Genomic DNA, 19,776 nt, shown 5'->3' with positions numbered 1-19,776 from the left:
CTCAGTCCTGTTGCAGGTCGACCGGCAACAGCGCGTCCGGCAGGTTCTGATAGCTGACCGGGCGCAGGAAACGACGGATCGCCATGGTGCCGACGCTGGTCGCGCCAAAGTTGGTCGAGGCCGGGAACGGCCCGCCATGCACCATCGCCTCGGACACCTCGACGCCGGTGGGGAAACCATTCGCCAGGATGCGGCCCGCTTTGCGTTCCAGCACTGGCATCAGTTTCTGGCCCAGCTCGGTGTCGCCGTCGTCCATGTGCAGCGTGCAGGTCAGCTGACCTTCAAGGCTGCGGGCAACCTCCAGCATCTGATCGGTGTCCTTGACCTTCACCGCCAGACCCAGCGGGCCAAAGACCTCGTGCCCCAGGGCCGGGTTCGCCAGCCATGCGTCGCCCGTCGTCTCGAACACGAACGGCGTCGCGTTGCGCTGTTCGCTGGTGGTGTTCAGGATCTCCTGAACGCCCGGTTGTGCCGCGATGGTATCGCGACCCGACCGATAGGCGTCGGCAATGCCGTTGGTCAGCATGGTTTGCGGGCCGACCTTGCCGAGCGCATCGACAGCCGTTTCCAGAAACGCATCCGTATCGGCGCCATCGACCATCACCAGCACGCCGGGATTGGTGCAGAACTGGCCCGCGCCCATCGTCAGCGACCCGGCCCAGCCGGTTGCCAGCGCTTCGCCGCGCGCAGCCATGGCTTCGGGCAGCATGAACATCGGGTTGACGCTGCCAAGCTCGCCAAAGAACGGGATCGGCTCGGGGCGTTGTGCACACAGGTCGAACAGCGCCTTGCCGCCCCGGAACGATCCGGTAAAGCCGACAGCCTTGATCAGCGGATGCTGAACCAGCGCGCCGCCCACCTCGTAGTTGCCGCCGTGGATCATGCTGAACACACCGGGGTGCATGCCGCATGTCTTGATTGCGGCGTGGATCGCCTCGGCGACGATCTCGGCGGTGCCGGGATGCGCCTCATGGCCCTTCACGACGACGGGGCAGCCTGCGGCCAGCGCGGCGGCGGTATCGCCCCCGGCGGTCGAAAACGCCAACGGAAAGTTCGACGCACCAAAGACCGCGACCGGGCCGATCGGGCGCTCGACCAGCTTGATGTCGGGGCGCGGCAGCGGCGCGCGGTCGGGCAGGGCCACGTCGTGACGTTTGTCCAGGTAGGCACCGTCCTGGATATGGGACGCGAACAGGCGCAGCTGGCCGGTGGCGCGGCCCCGCTCGCCCTGCAGGCGGCCTTCGGGCAGGCCGGTTTCGGCGCTGCCGATGGCGGTAATCGCCTCGCCACGGGCTTCGATCTCGTCCGCGATGGCGTTCAGAAAGGCGGCGCGCTCATCCCGCGTGGTATAGCCGTAGACCCAGAAGGCCTCCTCGGCGGCCTTTGCCGCACGGTCGACCAGGTCGGCATTGCCCGCGGAAAAGGTCTTGGCCTCGCCCGTTACGGGGACCGAATGGAACGTCTTGTCTGTGGCAACCCAGTCGCCTGCGATCAGGTGTTTGCCATGGGGTTCGAATGTCATGTGCTTAAAATCCTTTTGCCCTTACTTGGCCCAGCGAAGCGCCAGAATGTCCAGCTCGCCTGCAAGGTGCAGCAGCCGATCCTTGGTCCGTTGGGTCATGGGTTTCAGCGGATGGCGAACGCAATCGGACCCGATCACGCCGCCGGCGGCATAGACCGTCTTGCAGGCACGCAGCCCGCATTGGCGGTTTTCATGATTGATAAGTGGCATGCAGAGCTTCCACTGTTCAAGGGCCGCGTCCTTGTCACCGGCAAGATAATGCGTGACGATCGGGCGCAGCAGCTCGGGGAACATGCCAGAGGTCATCGTACCCGTACACCCCGCGTCCAGATCGGCCAGCAGAGTGACGGCTTCTTCGCCGTCGAACGGCCCGACGATGTGTTCGCCGCCCTGTTCGATCAGCAGTGCCAGCTTGTCGGCGGCAAAGGGTGTCTCGATCTTGAAATAGCTGACGTTCTCGATCTCTTTCGCCATGCGCACCAGCAGCGGCACAGGCAGGGTGACACCGGACAGCGGCGCATCCTGGATCATGATCGGGATGTTGATGGCGTCCGAGACCATGGCGAAATGCTCATAGATCCCCTCGACGGCGGGCACCAGGCCGACACCGTGATAGGGCGGCATCATCATCACCATCGACGCGCCAAGCGCCTCGGCATATTTCGCCCGCTCGATGACGATCTCGGTGCTGAAATGGCTGATCGTGACGATCACCGGCACGCGGCCCGCGACATGTTCCACGCTCAGCCTGGTCAGCAGGGCGCGTTCATCATCGGACAGCACGAACTGTTCCGAGTAGTTGGCAAGGATGCAGATCGCATCGACGCCCTGGTCGATCAACAGGTCTAGGACACGGCGCATGCCCTGTTCGTCGACGGTGCCATCGGCGTGGAACGGTGTGGGGGCGACGGGCAGGATGCCGGTAAGGGGGCTTTTCACTGTCGGTCCTTTCTCAGAACTCAAAGGGGGCGACCGTCTCGCGACGGCCAAGCAGGAAGGCATCGGCGACATGGCGCATCGGCGACAGGTCCATGTCGATGCCACCGGCGCGCACCAGGGCGGCCATGTTGGCGTAAAGGCGGGGGTATTCCCCGTGCAGACCCGTCTCGGTCGCGCCGTGCGCCACGCCATCGACAAACATCTGCGCGCCGCCGTGGGCCAGCTGCATCGTGCCGTCCTCGGTCACGGCCTCGATGGCCCAGGTCTGCTCGCCCTCCTGACGAAAGTCGAACACGGCAGACACGTCCGCCCCGCCGGGGTGATAAAAATTCAGATCAGCAGCAATGGGGGCCTGCCGGTTCTCGGGAACATGCAGTGTGGCACCACTCAGGTGGATCGCATCCGGCAGGATCCTCGTCACGATGGATAGGGCGTTGATGCCGGGATCGAATACGCCCAGCCCGCCCGGCTCGAATATCCAGTCCTGACCGGGATGCCAGCGGCGCACGTCTTCCTTCCACGTCACGCGGAAAGATTTCAACGTCTTGCCCGACAGCCACTCCTTCGCGGCCGCGACCTTGTCGGCCTCGCGCGAATGCCAGGTGGCATAGAGAGAGACACCCTTGGCACGCGCCAGCGCCTCGAGTGCGTGACATTCCGACAGGGTGGCCCCCGGCGGTTTCTCCAGCATCACGTGCCGACCGGCCTTCAGCGCACGGGTGGCGTAGTCAAAGCGCGGCACGGGCGGCAGGCAGAGAGAGATCACGCGGATCTCCGGTCGTTCGGCCAGCAACGCGTCAAAGTCGGTATAGGCATCGACCCCCTCGACCGATCCGGCGCGCGACACCGTCGCGGCCAACTGCCAGTCGTCCGAAGCTGCAATCGCGGGAACATGCTGGTCCGCCGCGATCTTGCCGATCCCTATCAGTGCGATTTCCATCAATGGGAATCCTTCCCGACCGCCGAGCCGCGCGATCCTTTCAGAAAGTCCAGATCGGCCCCCGTATCGGCGCCCTCAACGTGGGTCTGGTGCAGCCATTCATAGCCCGAGGGCGCGCGTTCATGCGTCGGCTCCCAGGCCGCCAGGCGGCTGGCCAGCTCTTCGTCCGAGATGTCGAGGTGCAGCGACCGGTTCGGCACATCCAGCTTGATCATGTCGCCATTGCGCACCACGGCCAGCGGCCCACCTGCCGCCGCTTCGGGCGAGGTATGCAGCACGACAGTGCCATAGGCGGTGCCCGACATCCGCGCGTCCGAAATCCGCACCATGTCGGTGATGCCCTTTTTCAGAACCTTCGGCGGCAGACCCATGTTGCCGACCTCGGCCATCCCGGGATAGCCCTTCGGCCCGCAGTTCTTCAGCACCATCACGCAGGTCTCGTCGATGTCGAGATCCGGGTCGTTGATCTTGGCCTTGTAGTCGTCGATATCCTCGAAGACCACGGCCCGGCCCGTGTGCACCAGCAGGTGCTCGGACGCGGCAGAGGGCTTCAGCACGGCCCCCTTGGGCGCAAGGTTGCCTTTCAGCACGGCAATGCCGCCCTGTTGCGTCAGGGCCTTTTCGACCGGCAGGATGACGTCCTCGTTCCAGTTCACCACGTCCTTGACGTCGTCCCAGATCGGGGTGCCCGCGACGGTCAGCGCCTCCTTGTGCAGCAGACCGGCCTCGCCCAGCCGCTTCAGCACGACAGGCAGGCCACCGGCATAAAAGAACTCTTCCATCAGGTACTTGCCCGACGGCATCAGGTTCACGATGGTCGCCACGTCGCGCCCGCAGCGGTCCCAGTCGTCCAGCGTCAGATCGACGCCGACCCGGCCCGCAATGGCCAGCAGGTGCACGACCGCGTTGGTCGATCCGCCAATCGCGCCATTGGTGCGGATCGCGTTTTCGAACGCCTGCTTGGTCATCACGTCGGACGGTTTCAGGTCGTCCTTGACCATCTGCACGATACGGCGGCCGGTCATCTGCGCCATCACGCGGCGGCGCGAGTCGACCGCCGGGATCGCCGCATTGCCCGACAGGGCCATGCCAAGCGCCTCGGCCATGCTGGCCATGGTGCTGGCGGTGCCCATCGTGTTGCAGGTCCCGGTCGAGCGGCTCATCGAGGCTTCGGCCTCAAGGAATTCCTCCTGGGTCATCTCTCCGGCTTTCACCATCTCCGAGAATTTCCACAGGTGGGTGCCCGAACCGACACGCTCGCCCCGGAAATAGCCGTTCAGCATCGGCCCGCCGGTCACCGCGATCGACGGAATGTCGGTCGAGGCGGCGGCCATCAGCAGGCTGGGCGTGGTCTTGTCACAGCCCACCATCAACACGGCCCCGTCCATCGGCTGCCCGCGCATCGCTTCCTCGACCGCAAGCGCGGCAAGGTTGCGATACATCATCGCGGTCGGGCGGAAGGTGTTTTCGGACGCGGAAAAGACGGGCACCTCGACCGGAAACCCACCGGCTTCCCAGATCCCGGCCTTCACCTTTTCAGCCAGTTCGCGCAGGTGGCCGTTGCAGGGGGTCAGGTCCGACCACGTGTTCAGGATGCCGATGATCGGCCGCCCGTCGAACAGGTCGTGCGGGTGTCCCTGGTTCTTCAGCCAGCCGCGGTGATAGATCGTGTCGCGTGAATTGCCGCCGTACCATTCCTGCGAGCGCAGCTTGCGGGGCCATTGGGCAGGTTTGAACGTCATTTCGTGGTACCTTGTTACTATAGTTCCGGGGCCGAAATCGGCGGCCGGGGGGCGCACGGCCAGCCCTTTGGCCGCGCGAAAATCTCACTCAGCGTCTGCGTTGCCCCGCCACCTGTCGCGGCGGCAGGGCAGTCCGCCTCAGTTCTTGTTCTTCTGGTAGACGTCGAAGAACACGGCCGCCAGCAGCACCAGACCCTTGATCACCTGCTGGTAGTCGATGCCGATACCCATGATCGACATGCCGTTGTTCATCACGCCCATGATGAAGGCGCCGACCACGGCCCCGACGATCTTGCCCGACCCACCCGACATGGATGCGCCGCCGATGAACACGGCCGCGATCACGTCCAGCTCGACCGCGAAACCGGCTTTCGGTGTCGCCGTGTTCAGGCGTGCGGCAAAGATCAGACCGGCCAGCGCGGCCAGCAGGCCCATGTTGACAAACGACAGAAAGGTCAGGCGCTCGGTCCGGATGCCCGACAGCTTCGCGGCCTTTTCGTTTCCGCCGAGCGCATAGATCCGGCGACCCAGCGTCGTGTTGGCGGTGATGAAGGCATAGACGACCGTCAGCAGAACCATCGAGATCAATACGTTCGGCAGGCCGCGGAAATACGCCAGCTTGTAGGTCACGTACAGCAGCGCGCCGCAGATGATGAAGTTGCGCACCACGAAAAAGGCCGTCGGTTCGTCTTCCATGCCGTACTGGCGGTTGCGGGCGCGCTGGCGGATGCCCAGCCACAGGATCAGCAGAACCGCGATGATACCGGCGGCAAGCGAAGTGGCATTGGGGCGTCCACCGCCCAGGAAATCGGGAATGAAGCCGGTCGACAGCGCCTGGAAACTGCGCGGGAACGGACCGACGGACTGGCCTTCCAGCAGCCACAGCGACAGGCCGCGAAAGACCAGCATCCCCGCCAGCGTCACGATGAACGCCGGGATCTTCCAGTAGGCCACCCAGTAGCCGTGCCATGCGCCGATGATCAGGCCCATGATCAGGCACGCCGGGATGGTCAGCCAGACCGGCCAGCCCCAGTTGACGATCATCACCGCCGCCAGCGCCCCGACAAATCCCATGACCGAGCCGACGGACAGGTCGATGTGCCCGGCGACGATGACCACCAGCATGCCAAGCGCCATGATGATGATATAGCTGTTCTGCAGGAACAGGTTGGTGATGTTGACGGGCTTCAGCAGCACGCCGTTCGTCACGATCTGAAAGAACGCCATGATCGCGATCAGCGCGACCAGCAGCCCGTATTCGCGCAGGTGCCCGGCCAGGTAGGCGCCCAGGCCCTGTGTGCCGCTTTCGTTGTTGTTGTCTGCCACTTCCACGTCTCTCAACTCCTCAATCCGTCACGATGAGCGACATGATGCGCTCCTGGCTGGCCTCTTCGGCGGTCAGTTCCCCGACCAGAGCGCCCTCGTTCATCACATAAATCCGGTCACACATCCCCAGCAGCTCGGGCATTTCCGAAGAGATCATGACAACCCCTTTGCCCTGCGCCGACAGATCGTTGATGATGCCGTAAATCTCGAATTTCGCGCCCACGTCGATGCCGCGCGTCGGTTCGTCCAGGATCAGCACCTCGGGTCCGGCAAACAGCCATTTCGACAGGACGACCTTTTGCTGGTTGCCCCCCGACAGGTTCATCACCTTCTGAAAGACGCTGGGCGTGCGAATGTTCATGGCATCGCGGTATTTCTCGGCCACGGCGGTTTCCTGACCCTCGTCCAGGACGCCGCGGTGGCTGACCTCTTCCAGGTTCGCCAGGGTGGTGTTCTTCTGGATCGTTTCCTCAAGGATCAGGCCCAGGGACTTGCGGTCCTCGGTGACATAGGCCAGCCCGGATGCGATGGCGTTGGGAACGTCGCTGACGTTCACGACCTGCCCGTGCATCGCCACCTCGCCCGAGATGTTGCGCCCATAGCTCTTGCCAAAGATCGACATCGCCAGTTCGGTGCGGCCCGACCCCATCAGCCCCGCAATCCCGACGACCTCGCCCGCACGGACGTTGAAGCTGGCGTTGCGGATGACCTGGCGGTCCTTGTGTTCGGCATGCCAGACGTTCCAGTCCCTGACCTCCATCAGCATGTCGCCGGCATGACGTTCGCGCGCCGGGTACCGGCTGGCCATGTCGCGGCCCACCATGTCGCGCACGATGCGGTCTTCGGTGATATCGTCGGTCTTTGTGTTCATCGTGCTGACGGTGGCACCATCGCGGATCACGGTCACGCTGTCGGCCACGCGTCGCACCTCGTTCAGCTTGTGGCTGATGATGATGCTGGTGACGCCCTGCGTCTTCAGTTCCAGCAGCAGATCCAGCAATGCCTGACTGTCGCCCTCCGACAGGGCGGCCGTCGGCTCGTCCAGGATCAGCAGGCGCACGTCCTTGGACAGCGCCTTGGCGATCTCGACCAGTTGCTGCTTGCCCACGCCAAGGCTTTCGATCAGCGTGCCGGGGGCCTCGGACAGGCCCACCTTCTTCAGCAGGTCCTCGGTGCGCCGGAATGTCTCGCGCCAGTTGACCACGCCACCGCTGGCGCGCTCGTTCCCCAGGAAAATGTTCTCGGCGATCGACAGCAGCGGCACCAGCGCCAGTTCCTGGTGGATGATGATGATCCCCAGGTCTTCGCTGTCGTTGATCCCTGAAAATTGTGCCAGCTTGCCGGAATAGTGGATTTCTCCATCATAGGTTCCAGCAGGGTAGACGCCCGAGAGCACTTTCATCAGCGTCGATTTTCCCGCGCCGTTTTCGCCACAGATCGCATGGATCTCGCCCTCGGCCACCGTGAGGTTCACGTTGTCGAGCGCTTTGACGCCGGGAAATTCTTTTGTGATGGAGCGCATTTCAAGCAAAGAATTCATGGCTTTGCCTTTTTTGCTTATCGTTATTGGGGGTCCGCCCGCCGCAGGGGCGGGCGGACCGGACGGGCCGACAGATTGATGCCGGCCCGGCGGAGGAACGTGTTCAGATCAGAACTGGCTTTCGTCGTAGTAGCCCGACCCGACCAGAACTTCTTTCCAGTTGGATTTGTCCACGGCGACCGGCTCCAGCAGGTAGGACGGCACGACTTTCTTGCCGTTGTCGTAGGTCTCGGTGTCGTTGATCTCCGGCTCGGTGCCGTTAACCAGCGCGTTGACCATGCCGACGGTGACGCGGGCCAGCTCGCGGGTGTCCTTGAAGATGGTCGAATACTGCTCGCCTGCGATGATCGACTTGACCGACGGCAGCTCGGCGTCCTGACCGGACACGATCGGCATCTTCATGTCGCCGGACCCGTAGCCGACACCTTTCAGCGACGACAGGATGCCGATGGACAGGCCATCATAGGGCGACAGAACGCCATGCACCTGCTTGTCGGTGTAATAGGCGGACAGCAGGTTATCCATGCGCGACTGTGCAACCGCACCGTCCCAACGCAGCGTGCCGACCTGATCCATGCCTTCCTGGCCCGAAACGATGTTGATGGTGCCGTCGTCGATCAGCGGCTGCAAGACCGACATCGCGCCGTTGTAAAAGAAGTAGGCGTTGTTGTCGTCGGGCGAACCGCCGAACAGTTCGACGTTGTAGGGGCCGTCACCGAAACGTTCCTTCAGGCCTTCGACCAGGCTGGTGGCCTGTTGCACGCCGACCTTGAAGTTGTCGAAGGTGGCATAATAGTCGACGTATTCGCTGTCGCGGATCAGGCGGTCATAGGCGATGACCTTGATGTCCGCGAAATGGGCGTTTTCCAGGGCGTTCGACAGCGTCGTGCCGTCGATGGCGGCGATGACCAGGACGTCGACGCCCTTGGTGATCATGTTCTCGATTTGCGCCAGCTGGTTCGGGATGTCGTCTTCGGCGTATTGCAGATCGGTGTCGTAACCGGCCTCTTCGAATTGCTCGACCATCGCCGCGCCGTCGGAAATCCAACGCGCCGAGGATTTGGTCGGCATCGCGATGCCGATGGTTTCGGCCTGAACGCCGCCGGTCAGCATAAGGGCTAGGGCCGTGCTGGCCACGAGTGTCTTGAACATAGAGGCTCCTCCACTAAACGCGCCGATGGCTCCGATGGCCAGCAGTCGCACGTGTTCTGATTTTTTGGCTGGTCTCCTCAACCGCCCTTTGCCTACTCTCCGGCCTCATACCTGTAAAATACTAATTCTGGCAAAAGGCATATCATTGGTGATATGCTGATCGGCGTCATGGACCTGATACGCCGCCTCAAACCCAGCCACTTGCGCCTGATCTCCGAAATCGCGCGCCATCAGAAACTGCAACTCGCCGCGGAACGGATGGCGATCTCTCAGCCTGCCGCCTCGCGGATGCTTGCCGATATCGAAGCCGAGGCAGGTGCCCCGCTGTTCATCCGCCACCCGCGCTGGATGGAACCGACGCCGGTGGGCGCGGCCTTTCTGCGCCACGTCCGGGTGATCCTCAGCGAACTGGAAAGCCTTCAGGCCGAGGTCGAGAACATCAACATCGGCCAGTCCGGCGAAATCCGGGTGGGGGCTGTGACCGGCCCCGCGATGGGGTTCCTGATGCCCGCCATCCGCGCGGTAAAGGAGGACTCCCCCGACATCGAGGCCACGATCGAGGTCGGCCCCTCGGCACAGCTGGTGCGCGGCCTGAAAGAGGGGCGGTTCGATTTCATCATCGCCCGTCTGCCGCCCGAATACGACGTGTCGGATTTCCACATCTACCCCGCGCGGTCCGAAAACATCTCGATGCTGGTGCGTGACAGCCACCCCCTTGCCGGGCGCCGCAACCTGTCGCTGGAGGAACTCAGCCAGTATGAATGGGTCGTGCAGGAACGCGGTTCGCCGCTGCGTCAGGCGGTCGAGGCGGCGTTCATGCAGATCGGCCGCCCGGTGCCGCGCAACGTCAACAACTCCTCTTCCCTGCTGGTGGTGCTGGCGCTGCTGGCCGAATCCGACGTCATCTCGCCGCAATCGCAGGAGGTGGCGGATATCCTGACCGGAGCGGGCCTGGGGGCGCGCCTGCGGGCGCTGGACATCGACCAGACGATCACCGTGTCGCCCTATTTCGTCATCGCCAACCGGGCGCATCAACTGCCCCGCGCCGTCGACCGCGTGCTGAAAGAGGTGCTTCGCCGCCTCTAGCTGAGCGGAAGCCGATTATCGCAGCCAGCTGTCGGGCCTAGCTGTCGGGCCTAGATACCGGGCCTAGATGCCGGGGCGCGGCACCGGGTTGTCGCCGACCCGGCGATACCCGTTGCGGATCACCGTCGCCATCGCGGCGCGCGCCTCCTCTGCGGCGCCCCCGGCGATGGCCCGTGCGATGGCGTGGTGATTGCGCGCCACCTCTTCCTTGCCCTCGGGGAAATTTTCGTGCGCTTCCAGCATGAACAGGGAATGCAGCGCCGTCTGCACGATATCGCCCAGCGAATTCAGGAACCGGTTGCCCGACAGCTTCAGCACCTGCTTGTGAAAGTCGTAATCCGCGACGGCGAAATCTGCGCGGCTTTCGCTTGCCGAGAGCATGTCGCACAGCGCGAACAGCGCGGCGCAATCGGCGCTGTTGGCCCGCGCGGCCGCCTGGGCGGCGGCGGCAGGTTCAAAGATCAGCCGGACCTCGAACAACTCGTCATAGAATGCGCCCGGGCTGCGGACGCTGGCATGCCAGCGCAGCACATCCTCGTCGAACATGTTCCATTCGTCGGCCGGGCGCACATGCGTGCCGACCTTGGCCTTCGACTGGATCATCCCCTTGGCGATCAGGGTCTTTTTCGCTTCGCGCACGACAGTGCGCGACACGTTGAACATCTCGCACAGGTCCGGGTCCAGCGGGATCATCGTCTCGGCGGGATATTCCCCGGCGACGATGGCGCGCCCGATCTGCTCAACCACAAAGATCGTGTGGTTCGACGCCCGCTCGACCAACCCGCCGGCCAGACCGGCCGGTTGCACAAGCGTCATGAAAGGGCGGCGGAGCCAGTCGCTCTTCTTTTTCGCACTGTCGTTGCCCAAGTCAGCCCCTTCTGAAGCAGGATGAATGCAAACAGCAGCATCCCGATGACGATCTTTGTCCACCAACTCGACAGCGTGCCATCAAAGACGATGTAGGTTTGGATCAACCCCATGATCAGTATGCCGAAAAAGGTACCGGCGACAAAGCCGTATCCGCCCGACAGCAGCGTGCCGCCAATCACCACGGCGGCAATCGCATCCAGTTCCACGCCCACCGTGGCCAGGGAATAGCCCGCACTTGTGTAGAGCGAGAAGACAATGCCCGCCAGCCCCGCCAGACCCCCTGAAATCGCATAGATCCCGATGGTGGTCTGTGCCAGCGGCACCCCCATCAGCTTGGCCGTCTGGGCGCCGCCGCCCAGGGCATAGACGTTCTGCCCGAACCGCGTGCGGTGCGCCACCACGGCCCCGACGATGAACGTTACCACCATGAGGCCGCCGATCAGGCGAAACCGCCCGCCGCCCGCGGCCTTCCAGTAGATCCCCTGAAGGGTGTCATAGAACGCATGGTCGATCGGCACGCTGTCGGTGCTCAGCACATAGGCGGCGCCGCGCGCCAGGAACATTCCGGCCAGCGTCACGATGAACGGCGGCATTTCAAGGTAATGGATCGTCGCCCCCATCGCGGCGCCAAAGGCAGTGGTGATCACCAGCGCCAGCGCAAAGGCCGTCAGAGGGTGCATCGAGGTGTCGCGCAGGATCACCGCCAGCAGCACGCCGGTAAAGGCGATGACCGACCCGACCGACAGATCGATCCCCCCCGACAGGATGACGAATGTCATCCCCACCGCGACAATCCCCAGAAAGGCGTTGTCGGTCAGCAGGTTCGCCACCACGCGCGTGCTCAGGATCGACGGGTACTGCGACCCGCACAGGGCAAAGGCCAGGACAAAGGTCACCAGGGTCACGATCAGGGGCAGGTGGGTGGAACGGATCATTGCGTCTTCTCCTCGGTGGCCCGGTGGGGCCGGGGGGTCTTGCGGTCCGGCTGTGGCTGTGGCCCCGAGGCCCGCAGCATGTACCAGATATAGCTGACCTTGGGCGACTGGATGACCAGGATGCCCAGGATCAGGATGGCCTTGATCACCAGGTTGAATTCAGGCGGCATCCCCGACAGCAGGATGACCGAATTCACCGACTGGATGATCAGCGCCCCGATCAGCGACGCGACGATCGAAAACCGCCCCCCCAGCAGCGAGTTGCCCCCGATGACCACGGCAAGAATGGCGTCCAGCTCCAGCCAGAGACCGGCGTTGTTGGCATCCGCGCCCTTGATGTCGGCCGCCACGATGACCCCTGCCAGTGCCGCGCACAGCCCCGATACCAGGTAGACACAGACCAGCAGCACCCGGCTGTTGATCCCGGCAAGGCGCGACGATGCCTCGTTGATGCCGATCGACTCGATCAGCATCCCCAGGGCCGTGCGCCGCACCGCAAAGGCGACGAAGGCTCCGAGGCAGATCCAGATCACGATGGCCGTGGGAATGCCCAGGATCGTGCCCGCCCCCAGCCGGATCAGGCCGGGGTTGAGGAACGTCAGGATCGTGCCCTCGGTGATCAGCTGCGCCACCCCGCGCCCCGCCACCATCAGCACCAGCGTCGCGACGATGGGCTGAATGCGCAGCACGGCGACAAGGATGCCATTCCAGAAGCCGCAGATCGCGCCGGTCGCCAGCGCGCCGATCAGCGCGGTGAACCAGCCGTGCCCGTCGACGACCAGCGACGCCGCGGTTGCCCCGGCAATGGCCATCACCGCACCGACCGACAGGTCGATGCCGCGCGTCGCGATCACCAGCGTCATGCCGATGCACAGCAGGGCCGTCGGCGCGCCCCGGTTGAGGACGTCGATGATATTGCCGAACAGCCGTCCGTTGCGGAAATCGACGTGGAAAAAATCGGGAAAAACGATAAAGTTCAGCAGCAGCGCGGCGGCCAGTATGACCAGCTGCGGCATGATGCGTTTCAGCAATCCCTGTACGGCGCCCGCCATCATGCTGCCCCCCTTGCCGGATCATCTGCAATTGCATGCACGATGTTGTCCGCCGTGATCTGTGCGCCCGTCAACTCCGCCACCTGGCGGCGGTCGCGCAGCACGATCACCCGCGTCGAATAGGCCACCAGCTCCTCCATCTCGGACGAGGCGACCAGCAGCGACATGCCCCTTTCGCGCAGCGTCTCGATCAGGGCGATGATCTCGGCATGTGCGCCCACGTCGATACCGCGCGTCGGTTCGTCCAGGATCAGGAAATCGGGGCTGGTCGCCAGCCAGCGTGCCAACAGCGCCTTTTGCTGATTGCCCCCCGACAACAGCCGGATCGGCATGTCCAGGCTGGCCAGGCGAATGTCCAGCGTGCGCACGTAATGTTCGGCGATCTCGTTCACCTTGGCGCGCGGAATGGGCCGCATCCAGCCCTGCCGCGCCTGAAGCGCCAGCACGATATTGTCGCGTACCGACAGATCCCCGACGATGCCTTCGGTCTTGCGATCCTCGGGGCACAGGGCGAATCCATGGCGCACCGCGTCGCGCGGATTTGCCACCCTGATCTCTTTCCCGTGCATCCGCAGCGTCCCGCCATCGGCAGGCACCGCACCGAACAACAGGTTTGCCATTTCGGTGCGCCCGGACCCCAGCAGACCCGCCAGGCCGATCACCTCGCCCTTGTGCAGCGCCAGGCTGAACGGCTCCAGCATCCCGCGCTTGCCCAGATCGGCAACCTCCAGCAGCATCTCGCCCGCCGTTCCGCCCTGCCGGTCATGCACCTTGGCTTCCAGCTGGCGGCCCAGCATCAGCGTCACGATGTCGTGCTGGCTGACCGTGTTCAGCAGGCGCGTGCCAACCACCCGCCCGTTGCGCAGCACCGTCGCGCGGTCCGAAATCTCGAACACCTGATCCAGGAAATGCGTCACGAAGACGATGGCCAGCCCGCGCGCCTTCAGCTTGCGGATGACGGAAAACAGCAACTGCACCTCGTCCCGGTCCAGGCTGGCGGTGGGTTCGTCCAGGATCAGCACCTTGCCCGACATCTCGACCGCGCGGGCAATCGCCACCACCTGTTGCACGGCGACGGAGTAACGGGTCAGCGGCTCGCCCGGGTCCACGTCCAGCCCGTAATCGGCCAGAACCGCCCGCGCCTCTGCCACCATGCGCCGGCGCGACACCAGCCCGCCCCGCATCGGCTGTCGCCCCAGGTACAGGTTTTCGGCCACGGTCAGGTTGGGCAGCAGGTTGACCTCCTGGTACACGGTGCCGATGCCCAGGTGCTGGCTCTCGGCGGTGCTGGTGGGGGTGATCGCCACGCCCTCCAGCTCGATCACGCCCGCGTCGCGCTTGTACGCGCCGGTCAGGCATTTGATCAGGGTCGATTTCCCCGCGCCATTTTCGCCCAGCAGGGCGTGCACCTCACCGCGGTGCAGCGTCAGGGCGACGTCGTCCAATGCGATGGTGCCGGGGAAAAACTTGGAAATGCCAATGGCCCGCAGCATCGGCGCGTCTTGCGCGCCCGGCGGCGTGGCGATTTGGGCGGTGTCGTCTGTCATGTCGCGTATCCAGCGGTCCCGAAGTGTTCAGGGTGGCCCCGCGCCGCAGCGCCGGACCACCCGAGGAGACGGCCAGGGCAACGCGCCCCGGCCCATGCAGAAAGGATCAGTAGCCCAGATCTTTCTTCATCTCGTAGACCGCCTTGTTGTCGTCTTCTGCGGTATACAGCTTGCTTTCCGTCTGGATCCATTTCGGCGGCATGGTGCCGTCGGCCAGATAGGCTTCCATCGCGTCCAGCGCCGGGCCGGCCATGTTCGGCGTCAGCTCGATCGTCGCGTTCATCTCGCCGTTGGCAATCGCCAGGTGCGCATCGGGCACCGCGTCGATCGACACGATCTTGATGTCCTCGCCCGGTTTCAGACCCGCTTCCTTGATGGCCTGAATGGCGCCGACGGCCATGTCGTCGTTGTGGGCATAGAGGGCGCAGATATTCTCGCCGCCTTCGGCCTTCAGAAAGCTCTCCATCACAACCTTGCCCTGACTGCGGGTGAAATCGCCTGTCTGGCTGCGCACGATCTCAAGGTTGTCGTGCCCCTCCAGCGCCTGCTCGAACCCGGTCTTGCGGTCGATGGCGGGGGACGATCCCGTCGTGCCCTGCAACTCGACCACCCGGCAATCGGCCCCGGCAACTTCGTCGACCAGCCACTGACCCGCGACATTGCCTTCATGCACCAGGTCCGAGGTGACGGCGGTCAGGTACAGGTCGTCCGGCGCGTCGACCGTGCGGTCCATCAGCACCACGGGGATATCGGCGTCCTTGGCCTCCTCCAGGACCTCGTCCCAGCCGGTGGCGACGACCGGCGCGATCAGGATGCCGTCAACGCCCTGCGCGATGAACGACCGGATCGCCTTGATCTGGTTTTCCTGCTTTTGCTGCGCATCGGCGAATTTCAGGTCGATGCCGCGCTCTTCGGCCTGCTGCTTGGTGACCGTGGTTTCAGCGGCACGCCAGCCCGATTCCGATCCGATCTGCGAAAATCCGATGGTCAGATCCGCCGCGAACCCTGCCACGGGGGCAAAGGCCACGGCGCCCGCCAGGAGCGTCGTCTTGATGTTCATGATGTCCTCCCTAAGAACACGTTATGTTCACGACTCTGATTAAGTATTACTTTATGATTTTTGTAAACAGATTTGTGATCGCGCCGCCCCGTCCGGCGCAACAATAAATGACTCGTCAAGTATATGGCTATACCCGTCCGGGGGTTTTTTAAGTCTAAAATCAGCAGTATGAAGGGGGATAAGGCGCGCTCAGATGTCGCCGATGCGCGCGTTGATCTCGTCGATCCGCTGCGTCCGCTCAATCCGGTTCTGCGCCGCCAGGCGGGTCGTCCTGGTGACGATCTGATGACAGACGGCCCCGACGGCGGCGGGGTTTTCCGGCAGCGGCGCGTTGTCGATCCGACAGCGGAAGTGCCAGGCGAATCGCGGATCGTCGGCCATGCTTTCATCCGAAATCACGGCACAGGACGCGCCGATCATCAGAACCTCTTCCAGGGCCGCCTCGATGCCGGATCTGCGCCGCGGCAGGGCCAGGCAGATGACAAGGTCATCGGGGTGCATCAGCATCAGGTGCGCGCCCAGCGGTTCTCCGGCCTGTGGGATCACGCGTATTTCGGGCGCCACCTCGTTCAGCTGCCAGTAGAGCAGGCTGGCATAGCCATGGCCGATCTGCTGCCCGATCAGCCAGACCCGCCGCGCCCGCAGGATTGCCGCCGCCAGCCCGTCCAGCGCGGCGGGGTCGATCCGTTCAAACGTCCAGGCGATATGGCCCCAGTCTTCGCGCAGGTTCAGCGCCGCCAGTTGTTCGAATGGCGCCGCGCGGGGAAAGCTATTGCACTCTTCGCCGGAAACGGCGCCTGTTGCGGCCTGTCGTTCGCTGCGCGCCGCCCGACGGGCCTCTTCGTAGGTCTCGAACCCGATCCGACGGACAAAGCGCGACACCGTCGCCTTGGAAACGCCGCTCAGCCGCGCCAGTTCCTGCGCGCCGTACGACGCGAGGTCCCCCGAGAAATCCAGCATGAACAGGGCCAGCCTGCGCTCTGCCTGGTGCAATCCGGGCAGCGCCTCGCGCACGCGCGACAGAAACGGCAAGGGGGCAGGTGTCGGAAACTCAGGTTTCATGATGATACTATGCGATCCTGTGCCACTCAGTACAAGCTGGTCTGACACTCAATAGCGTCAGATTCTCTGGAAATATACTAAAACAGGCGTTTCAGAGGCGTGAATCGCGCCGTTATCCGGCGCCGCGGGGGGGCTCCCACCCTATGTGACCTCTTCATTTCGATAGGCCCCCCGCCACAGGCGATGGCCCCGCGATTCTTCTCCCAACTCTACCACCCGCTTTCCGCTCCCGGACGGCCCCCATCGGCGCGGCCATGCCCGACCCAGATGCCCGGATCGCCCATTCCGACCCGCGCCGCGCGGTGGCCGCAAAAACGCGGTGTCGCCCGTCGTGGGCTGGCGCTAATGTCGCGCCAGAACAGCCACGTGATCGCCCCGATCCGCAGCCACACGGCCTCAGCCCCGACGGGAGATCCGACATGACCCTTTCCGCACATACCCTCCGCCCGCTTGGCACCACCGGCCTGTCGGTGACGGCCCTTGGCATGGGGTCGGCGCCGCTGGGCGGGCTGTATGGCGATGTCCCGCAGGCCCAGGCGGTCGAGATGCTGACCACCGCGTGGTCGCTGGGCCTGCGCTATTTCGATACCGCACCGATGTACGGGCGGGGCAGGGCGGAACACCTGGTCGGTCACGTCCTGCGTGACCAGACCGAGCGTTATATCCTGTCGTCCAAGGTCGGGCGGTTGATGCAGCGCGCCCGCGCCGGACAGGACCTGCCCCCGGCGCAGGAACGCCAGCGGCCCGGCCCGACCTGGCACAACAGCCTGCCCTTTCGCGATACCTACGATTATTCCTATGACGGTATCCTGCGCAGCTATGACGACAGCCTCCAGCGCCTCGGGGTCGACCGGATCGACCTGCTTTACGTCCACGATATCGGCGCGGCGACCCACGGCCCCTATCAGGATCGGCACTGGCAGGCGCTGACGCGCGGCGGCGGCTTTCGCGCGCTGCAACAGCTCAGGGCGGCGGGTGATATCAGCGGGTTTGGCATCGGCGCGAACGAATGGCAGGTGATGCGCGACGCGCTTGAGGAGACGGACCTGGATTGCTGCCTGCTGGCCGGGCGCTATTCCCTGCTCGACCGCGATGCCGAGGCTGATTTCCTGCCGCTGGCCGCGCGCCGTGGCGTGGCGCTGGTGCTGGGGGGCGTCTTCAACTCCGGTCTGCTGGCGGCGGATGCCGATGCGCCGCAGATGTTCAACTACACCCAGGCCCCGCAGGCCATTGTCGAGCGGACCAATGCGCTGCGCGGTGTCTGCGCGGATCACGGCGTCGCGCTTGGCGCGGCGGCGATCCAGTTTCCGCTGCGCCACCCGGCCGTCACCAGCGTGGTGATCGGCGCGACCACCCCGCAGGAGATCACGCAGAACGTCGCATGGTTTTCGCAGGACCTCCCCCCGGCGGTGTGGTCCGACCTGGACGCGGCGTTGCCGGGTTGAGGAACGCGCCCACAGCGCAGGCCCTCCCCGAAAGAAAGTCCCGAAAGAACGCCGCGCAAATCCCGCCAATCGCCCGCCAATGGCCCGGGCCACCCGCGCGCCCGGGGGCGCGCGCAACACCGTTCAGTTACCGTTCCGATACCGTTCAAATACCGACGTGCGAATTTCGCGAAATCAAAGGGTTAGTCCGCAATCGCCGCGAAATACCGACATCATCACTCCGAGGCGCGTCAAACGATCCCGCCACCGCCCCCGGTCGATTTGGGTCGCACCTGGGCGACCGCCGCGCGATAGCCACTGGCGCGATAGGTCTGCACCGGGTCGATTGCGCCACCGGCCTCCAGCCGCGCCATGGCCAGGATCGGCTCGACATCCGTGCGGAAGGCCGCGCGCAGTGTCGCACTGGCCATCAGCGCATCGTTGTCCTGCTGGAACCCCGCCAGCGCGCCTCGGTCGACAAGGCTGGCCTGGACATAGGCGCGCTGGATCTCGCAGGCAGAAATCATAAGGCTTTCAATGGGATCGGTCACATTGTGGCTCTGGTCGATCATATGCGCCAGGTCCAGCCCCGGCGTCCCTTCGGCATCCACCAGCTCGTTCCAGACCAGGAACAGGCGGTAGGGATCAATGGTGCCGCTGTCCAGATCGTCATCGCCATACTTGCTGTCGTTGAAGTGGAACCCGCCCAACTTGCCCGCATGGATCAGGCGCGACACGATCATCTCGATGTTCACGTTCGGCGCGTGATGCCCCAGATCGACCAGGCATTTCGCCTTTTCGCCCAGCTCTTGCGCGGTCATCAGGCTGGTGCCCCAGTCCTGAACAACGGTCGAATAGAACGCGGGCTCATAGATCTTGTGTTCGGAAAAGATGCGCCAACCCTCTGGCAAACCTTTGTAAATTTCCTTCATGGAGGAAAGGTAGCGTTCGAATTGTCGCCCCATGTTCGACTGCCCGGGAAAGTTCGTACCATCCCCGATCCACACCGTCAGCGCGCTCGACCCAAGCTTCGCGCCAATCTCGATGGTTTCCAGGTTATGCTCTATCGCCTGCGCCCGCACCGCCGCCTCCATATGCGACAGAGACCCGTATTTATAGCTCAGCGGATGATCCGCATGGTCTTGAAATGTATTGGAATTCATCGCGTCAAAGCCGACACCGACGGCCTCGGCCTTGGCCAGCATGTCGGCAGGCTCGGCCTTGTCCCAGGGAATGTGCAGCGATACCCGCGGCGTCGCCTGCGTCAGGGCATGGATCACGCCGCAATCGTCAAGTTTGTCAAAGATATCGCGGGGTTCGCCTTCGCCCGGGAACCGCGCGAACCGCGTTCCCCCTGTGCCCGTCCCCCAGGATGGCACGGCCACGCCGAACCCCTTGGCACGCTCCTTCAGCGCCCCGATGTCAATGCCGCGCCGGTCCAGATGCGCACCCAGTGCGTCATAGTCGGCCCGCAACGCGGCTTCGCGGCTTGTGTTCTCGGCCGCGACCAAACCCTTGTCGATCATGGATAATTCCTCCCCAATTCCCTCAAAGGACAAAGCGCCACAAGGTGGGGATC

16 protein-coding genes are annotated in these 19,776 nt (G+C 64.1%); 2 read left to right on the top strand and 14 right to left on the bottom strand.

Features of this window, described 5'->3' with window-relative positions; genetic code table 11:
• Window position 1 precedes the first annotated feature (1 nt).
• The 7 genes from DL237_RS09140 to chvE all read right to left on the bottom strand — a co-directional run bounded on the left by DL237_RS09140 (window position 2) and on the right by chvE (window position 9,122).
• The gene (locus tag DL237_RS09140) at window positions 2-1,522 is read right to left on the bottom strand and encodes an aldehyde dehydrogenase (NADP(+)) (RefSeq protein WP_119398759.1); all 1,521 of its coding nucleotides are present in this window, start codon (window positions 1,520-1,522) and stop codon (window positions 2-4) included.
• Window positions 1,523-1,543: 21 nt separating this feature from the next.
• The gene (locus DL237_RS09135; RefSeq protein WP_119398758.1) at window positions 1,544-2,461 is read right to left on the bottom strand and encodes a dihydrodipicolinate synthase family protein; all 918 of its coding nucleotides are present in this window, start codon (window positions 2,459-2,461) and stop codon (window positions 1,544-1,546) included.
• A gap of 13 nt (window positions 2,462-2,474) precedes the next feature.
• The gene (locus DL237_RS09130; protein ID WP_119398757.1) at window positions 2,475-3,401 is read right to left on the bottom strand and encodes a Gfo/Idh/MocA family protein; all 927 of its coding nucleotides are present in this window, start codon (window positions 3,399-3,401) and stop codon (window positions 2,475-2,477) included.
• On the bottom strand, window positions 3,401-5,143 hold the full coding sequence (araD, locus tag DL237_RS09125) for an L-arabinonate dehydratase (protein WP_119398756.1): 1,743 nt from the start codon (window positions 5,141-5,143) through the stop codon (window positions 3,401-3,403). The genes DL237_RS09130 and araD overlap by 1 nt, the downstream gene beginning before the upstream one ends.
• A 138-nt stretch (window positions 5,144-5,281) precedes the next feature.
• On the bottom strand, window positions 5,282-6,475 hold the full coding sequence (mmsB, locus tag DL237_RS09120; protein WP_119398755.1) for a multiple monosaccharide ABC transporter permease: 1,194 nt from the start codon (window positions 6,473-6,475) through the stop codon (window positions 5,282-5,284).
• A gap of 13 nt (window positions 6,476-6,488) precedes the next feature.
• Window positions 6,489-8,009 (bottom strand): multiple monosaccharide ABC transporter ATP-binding protein, encoded by a 1,521-nt coding sequence (mmsA, locus tag DL237_RS09115; protein ID WP_119398754.1) that lies wholly within the window; start codon window positions 8,007-8,009, stop codon window positions 6,489-6,491.
• A gap of 108 nt (window positions 8,010-8,117) precedes the next feature.
• On the bottom strand, window positions 8,118-9,122 hold the full coding sequence (gene chvE, locus DL237_RS09110; RefSeq protein ID WP_233544940.1) for a multiple monosaccharide ABC transporter substrate-binding protein: 1,005 nt from the start codon (window positions 9,120-9,122) through the stop codon (window positions 8,118-8,120).
• Between the two features lie 207 nt (window positions 9,123-9,329).
• On the opposite strand from chvE, the gene DL237_RS09105 reads away from it, so the two are divergent.
• On the top strand, window positions 9,330-10,247 hold the full coding sequence (locus tag DL237_RS09105) for a LysR family transcriptional regulator (RefSeq protein WP_119398950.1): 918 nt from the start codon (window positions 9,330-9,332) through the stop codon (window positions 10,245-10,247).
• Between the two features lie 63 nt (window positions 10,248-10,310).
• Here DL237_RS09105 and DL237_RS09100 read toward each other — a convergent pair whose 3' ends face one another.
• From DL237_RS09100 to DL237_RS09075, 6 genes are all read right to left on the bottom strand, one after another.
• The gene (locus DL237_RS09100; RefSeq protein WP_119398752.1) at window positions 10,311-11,063 is read right to left on the bottom strand and encodes a FadR/GntR family transcriptional regulator; all 753 of its coding nucleotides are present in this window, start codon (window positions 11,061-11,063) and stop codon (window positions 10,311-10,313) included.
• Window positions 11,060-12,052 (bottom strand): galactofuranose ABC transporter, permease protein YjfF, encoded by a 993-nt coding sequence (gene yjfF / locus DL237_RS09095; RefSeq protein WP_199672029.1) that lies wholly within the window; start codon window positions 12,050-12,052, stop codon window positions 11,060-11,062. The genes DL237_RS09100 and yjfF overlap by 4 nt, the downstream gene beginning before the upstream one ends.
• Window positions 12,049-13,107, bottom strand: a complete 1,059-nt coding sequence (locus DL237_RS09090) for an ABC transporter permease (protein ID WP_233544920.1) — start codon at window positions 13,105-13,107, stop codon at window positions 12,049-12,051. Before DL237_RS09090 ends, yjfF begins: the two co-directional genes overlap by 4 nt.
• The gene (locus DL237_RS09085) at window positions 13,104-14,651 is read right to left on the bottom strand and encodes a sugar ABC transporter ATP-binding protein (RefSeq protein WP_119398751.1); all 1,548 of its coding nucleotides are present in this window, start codon (window positions 14,649-14,651) and stop codon (window positions 13,104-13,106) included. The genes DL237_RS09090 and DL237_RS09085 overlap by 4 nt, the downstream gene beginning before the upstream one ends.
• A 106-nt stretch (window positions 14,652-14,757) precedes the next feature.
• Window positions 14,758-15,711: a galactofuranose ABC transporter, galactofuranose-binding protein YtfQ gene (gene ytfQ / locus DL237_RS09080; protein WP_119398750.1), complete on the bottom strand. Its 954-nt coding sequence runs from the start codon at window positions 15,709-15,711 to the stop codon at window positions 14,758-14,760.
• A 189-nt stretch (window positions 15,712-15,900) separates the two neighbouring features.
• The gene (locus DL237_RS09075; protein ID WP_119398749.1) at window positions 15,901-16,773 is read right to left on the bottom strand and encodes a MurR/RpiR family transcriptional regulator; all 873 of its coding nucleotides are present in this window, start codon (window positions 16,771-16,773) and stop codon (window positions 15,901-15,903) included.
• 419 nt (window positions 16,774-17,192) lie between these two features.
• Between DL237_RS09075 and DL237_RS09070 the strand changes: the two genes are divergently transcribed.
• A complete protein-coding gene (locus DL237_RS09070; RefSeq protein ID WP_119398748.1) occupies window positions 17,193-18,218 on the top strand; it encodes an aldo/keto reductase in 1,026 nt (341 codons plus the stop codon).
• Window positions 18,219-18,448: 230 nt separating this feature from the next.
• Here the strand turns inward: DL237_RS09070 and rhaI are convergent, their stop codons facing one another.
• Window positions 18,449-19,723, bottom strand: coding sequence for an L-rhamnose catabolism isomerase (gene rhaI / locus DL237_RS09065; protein WP_119398747.1), 1,275 nt, complete (start codon window positions 19,721-19,723; stop codon window positions 18,449-18,451).
• Window positions 19,724-19,776 lie beyond the last annotated feature (53 nt).

This window comes from Pseudooceanicola sediminis, assembly GCF_003575965.1.
GTDB classification, from domain to species: Bacteria; Pseudomonadota; Alphaproteobacteria; order Rhodobacterales; family Rhodobacteraceae; genus Pseudooceanicola; species Pseudooceanicola sediminis.
Note: the sequence above shows the minus strand (reverse complement) of the source record. Positions and strands in the feature narration are given on the sequence as shown.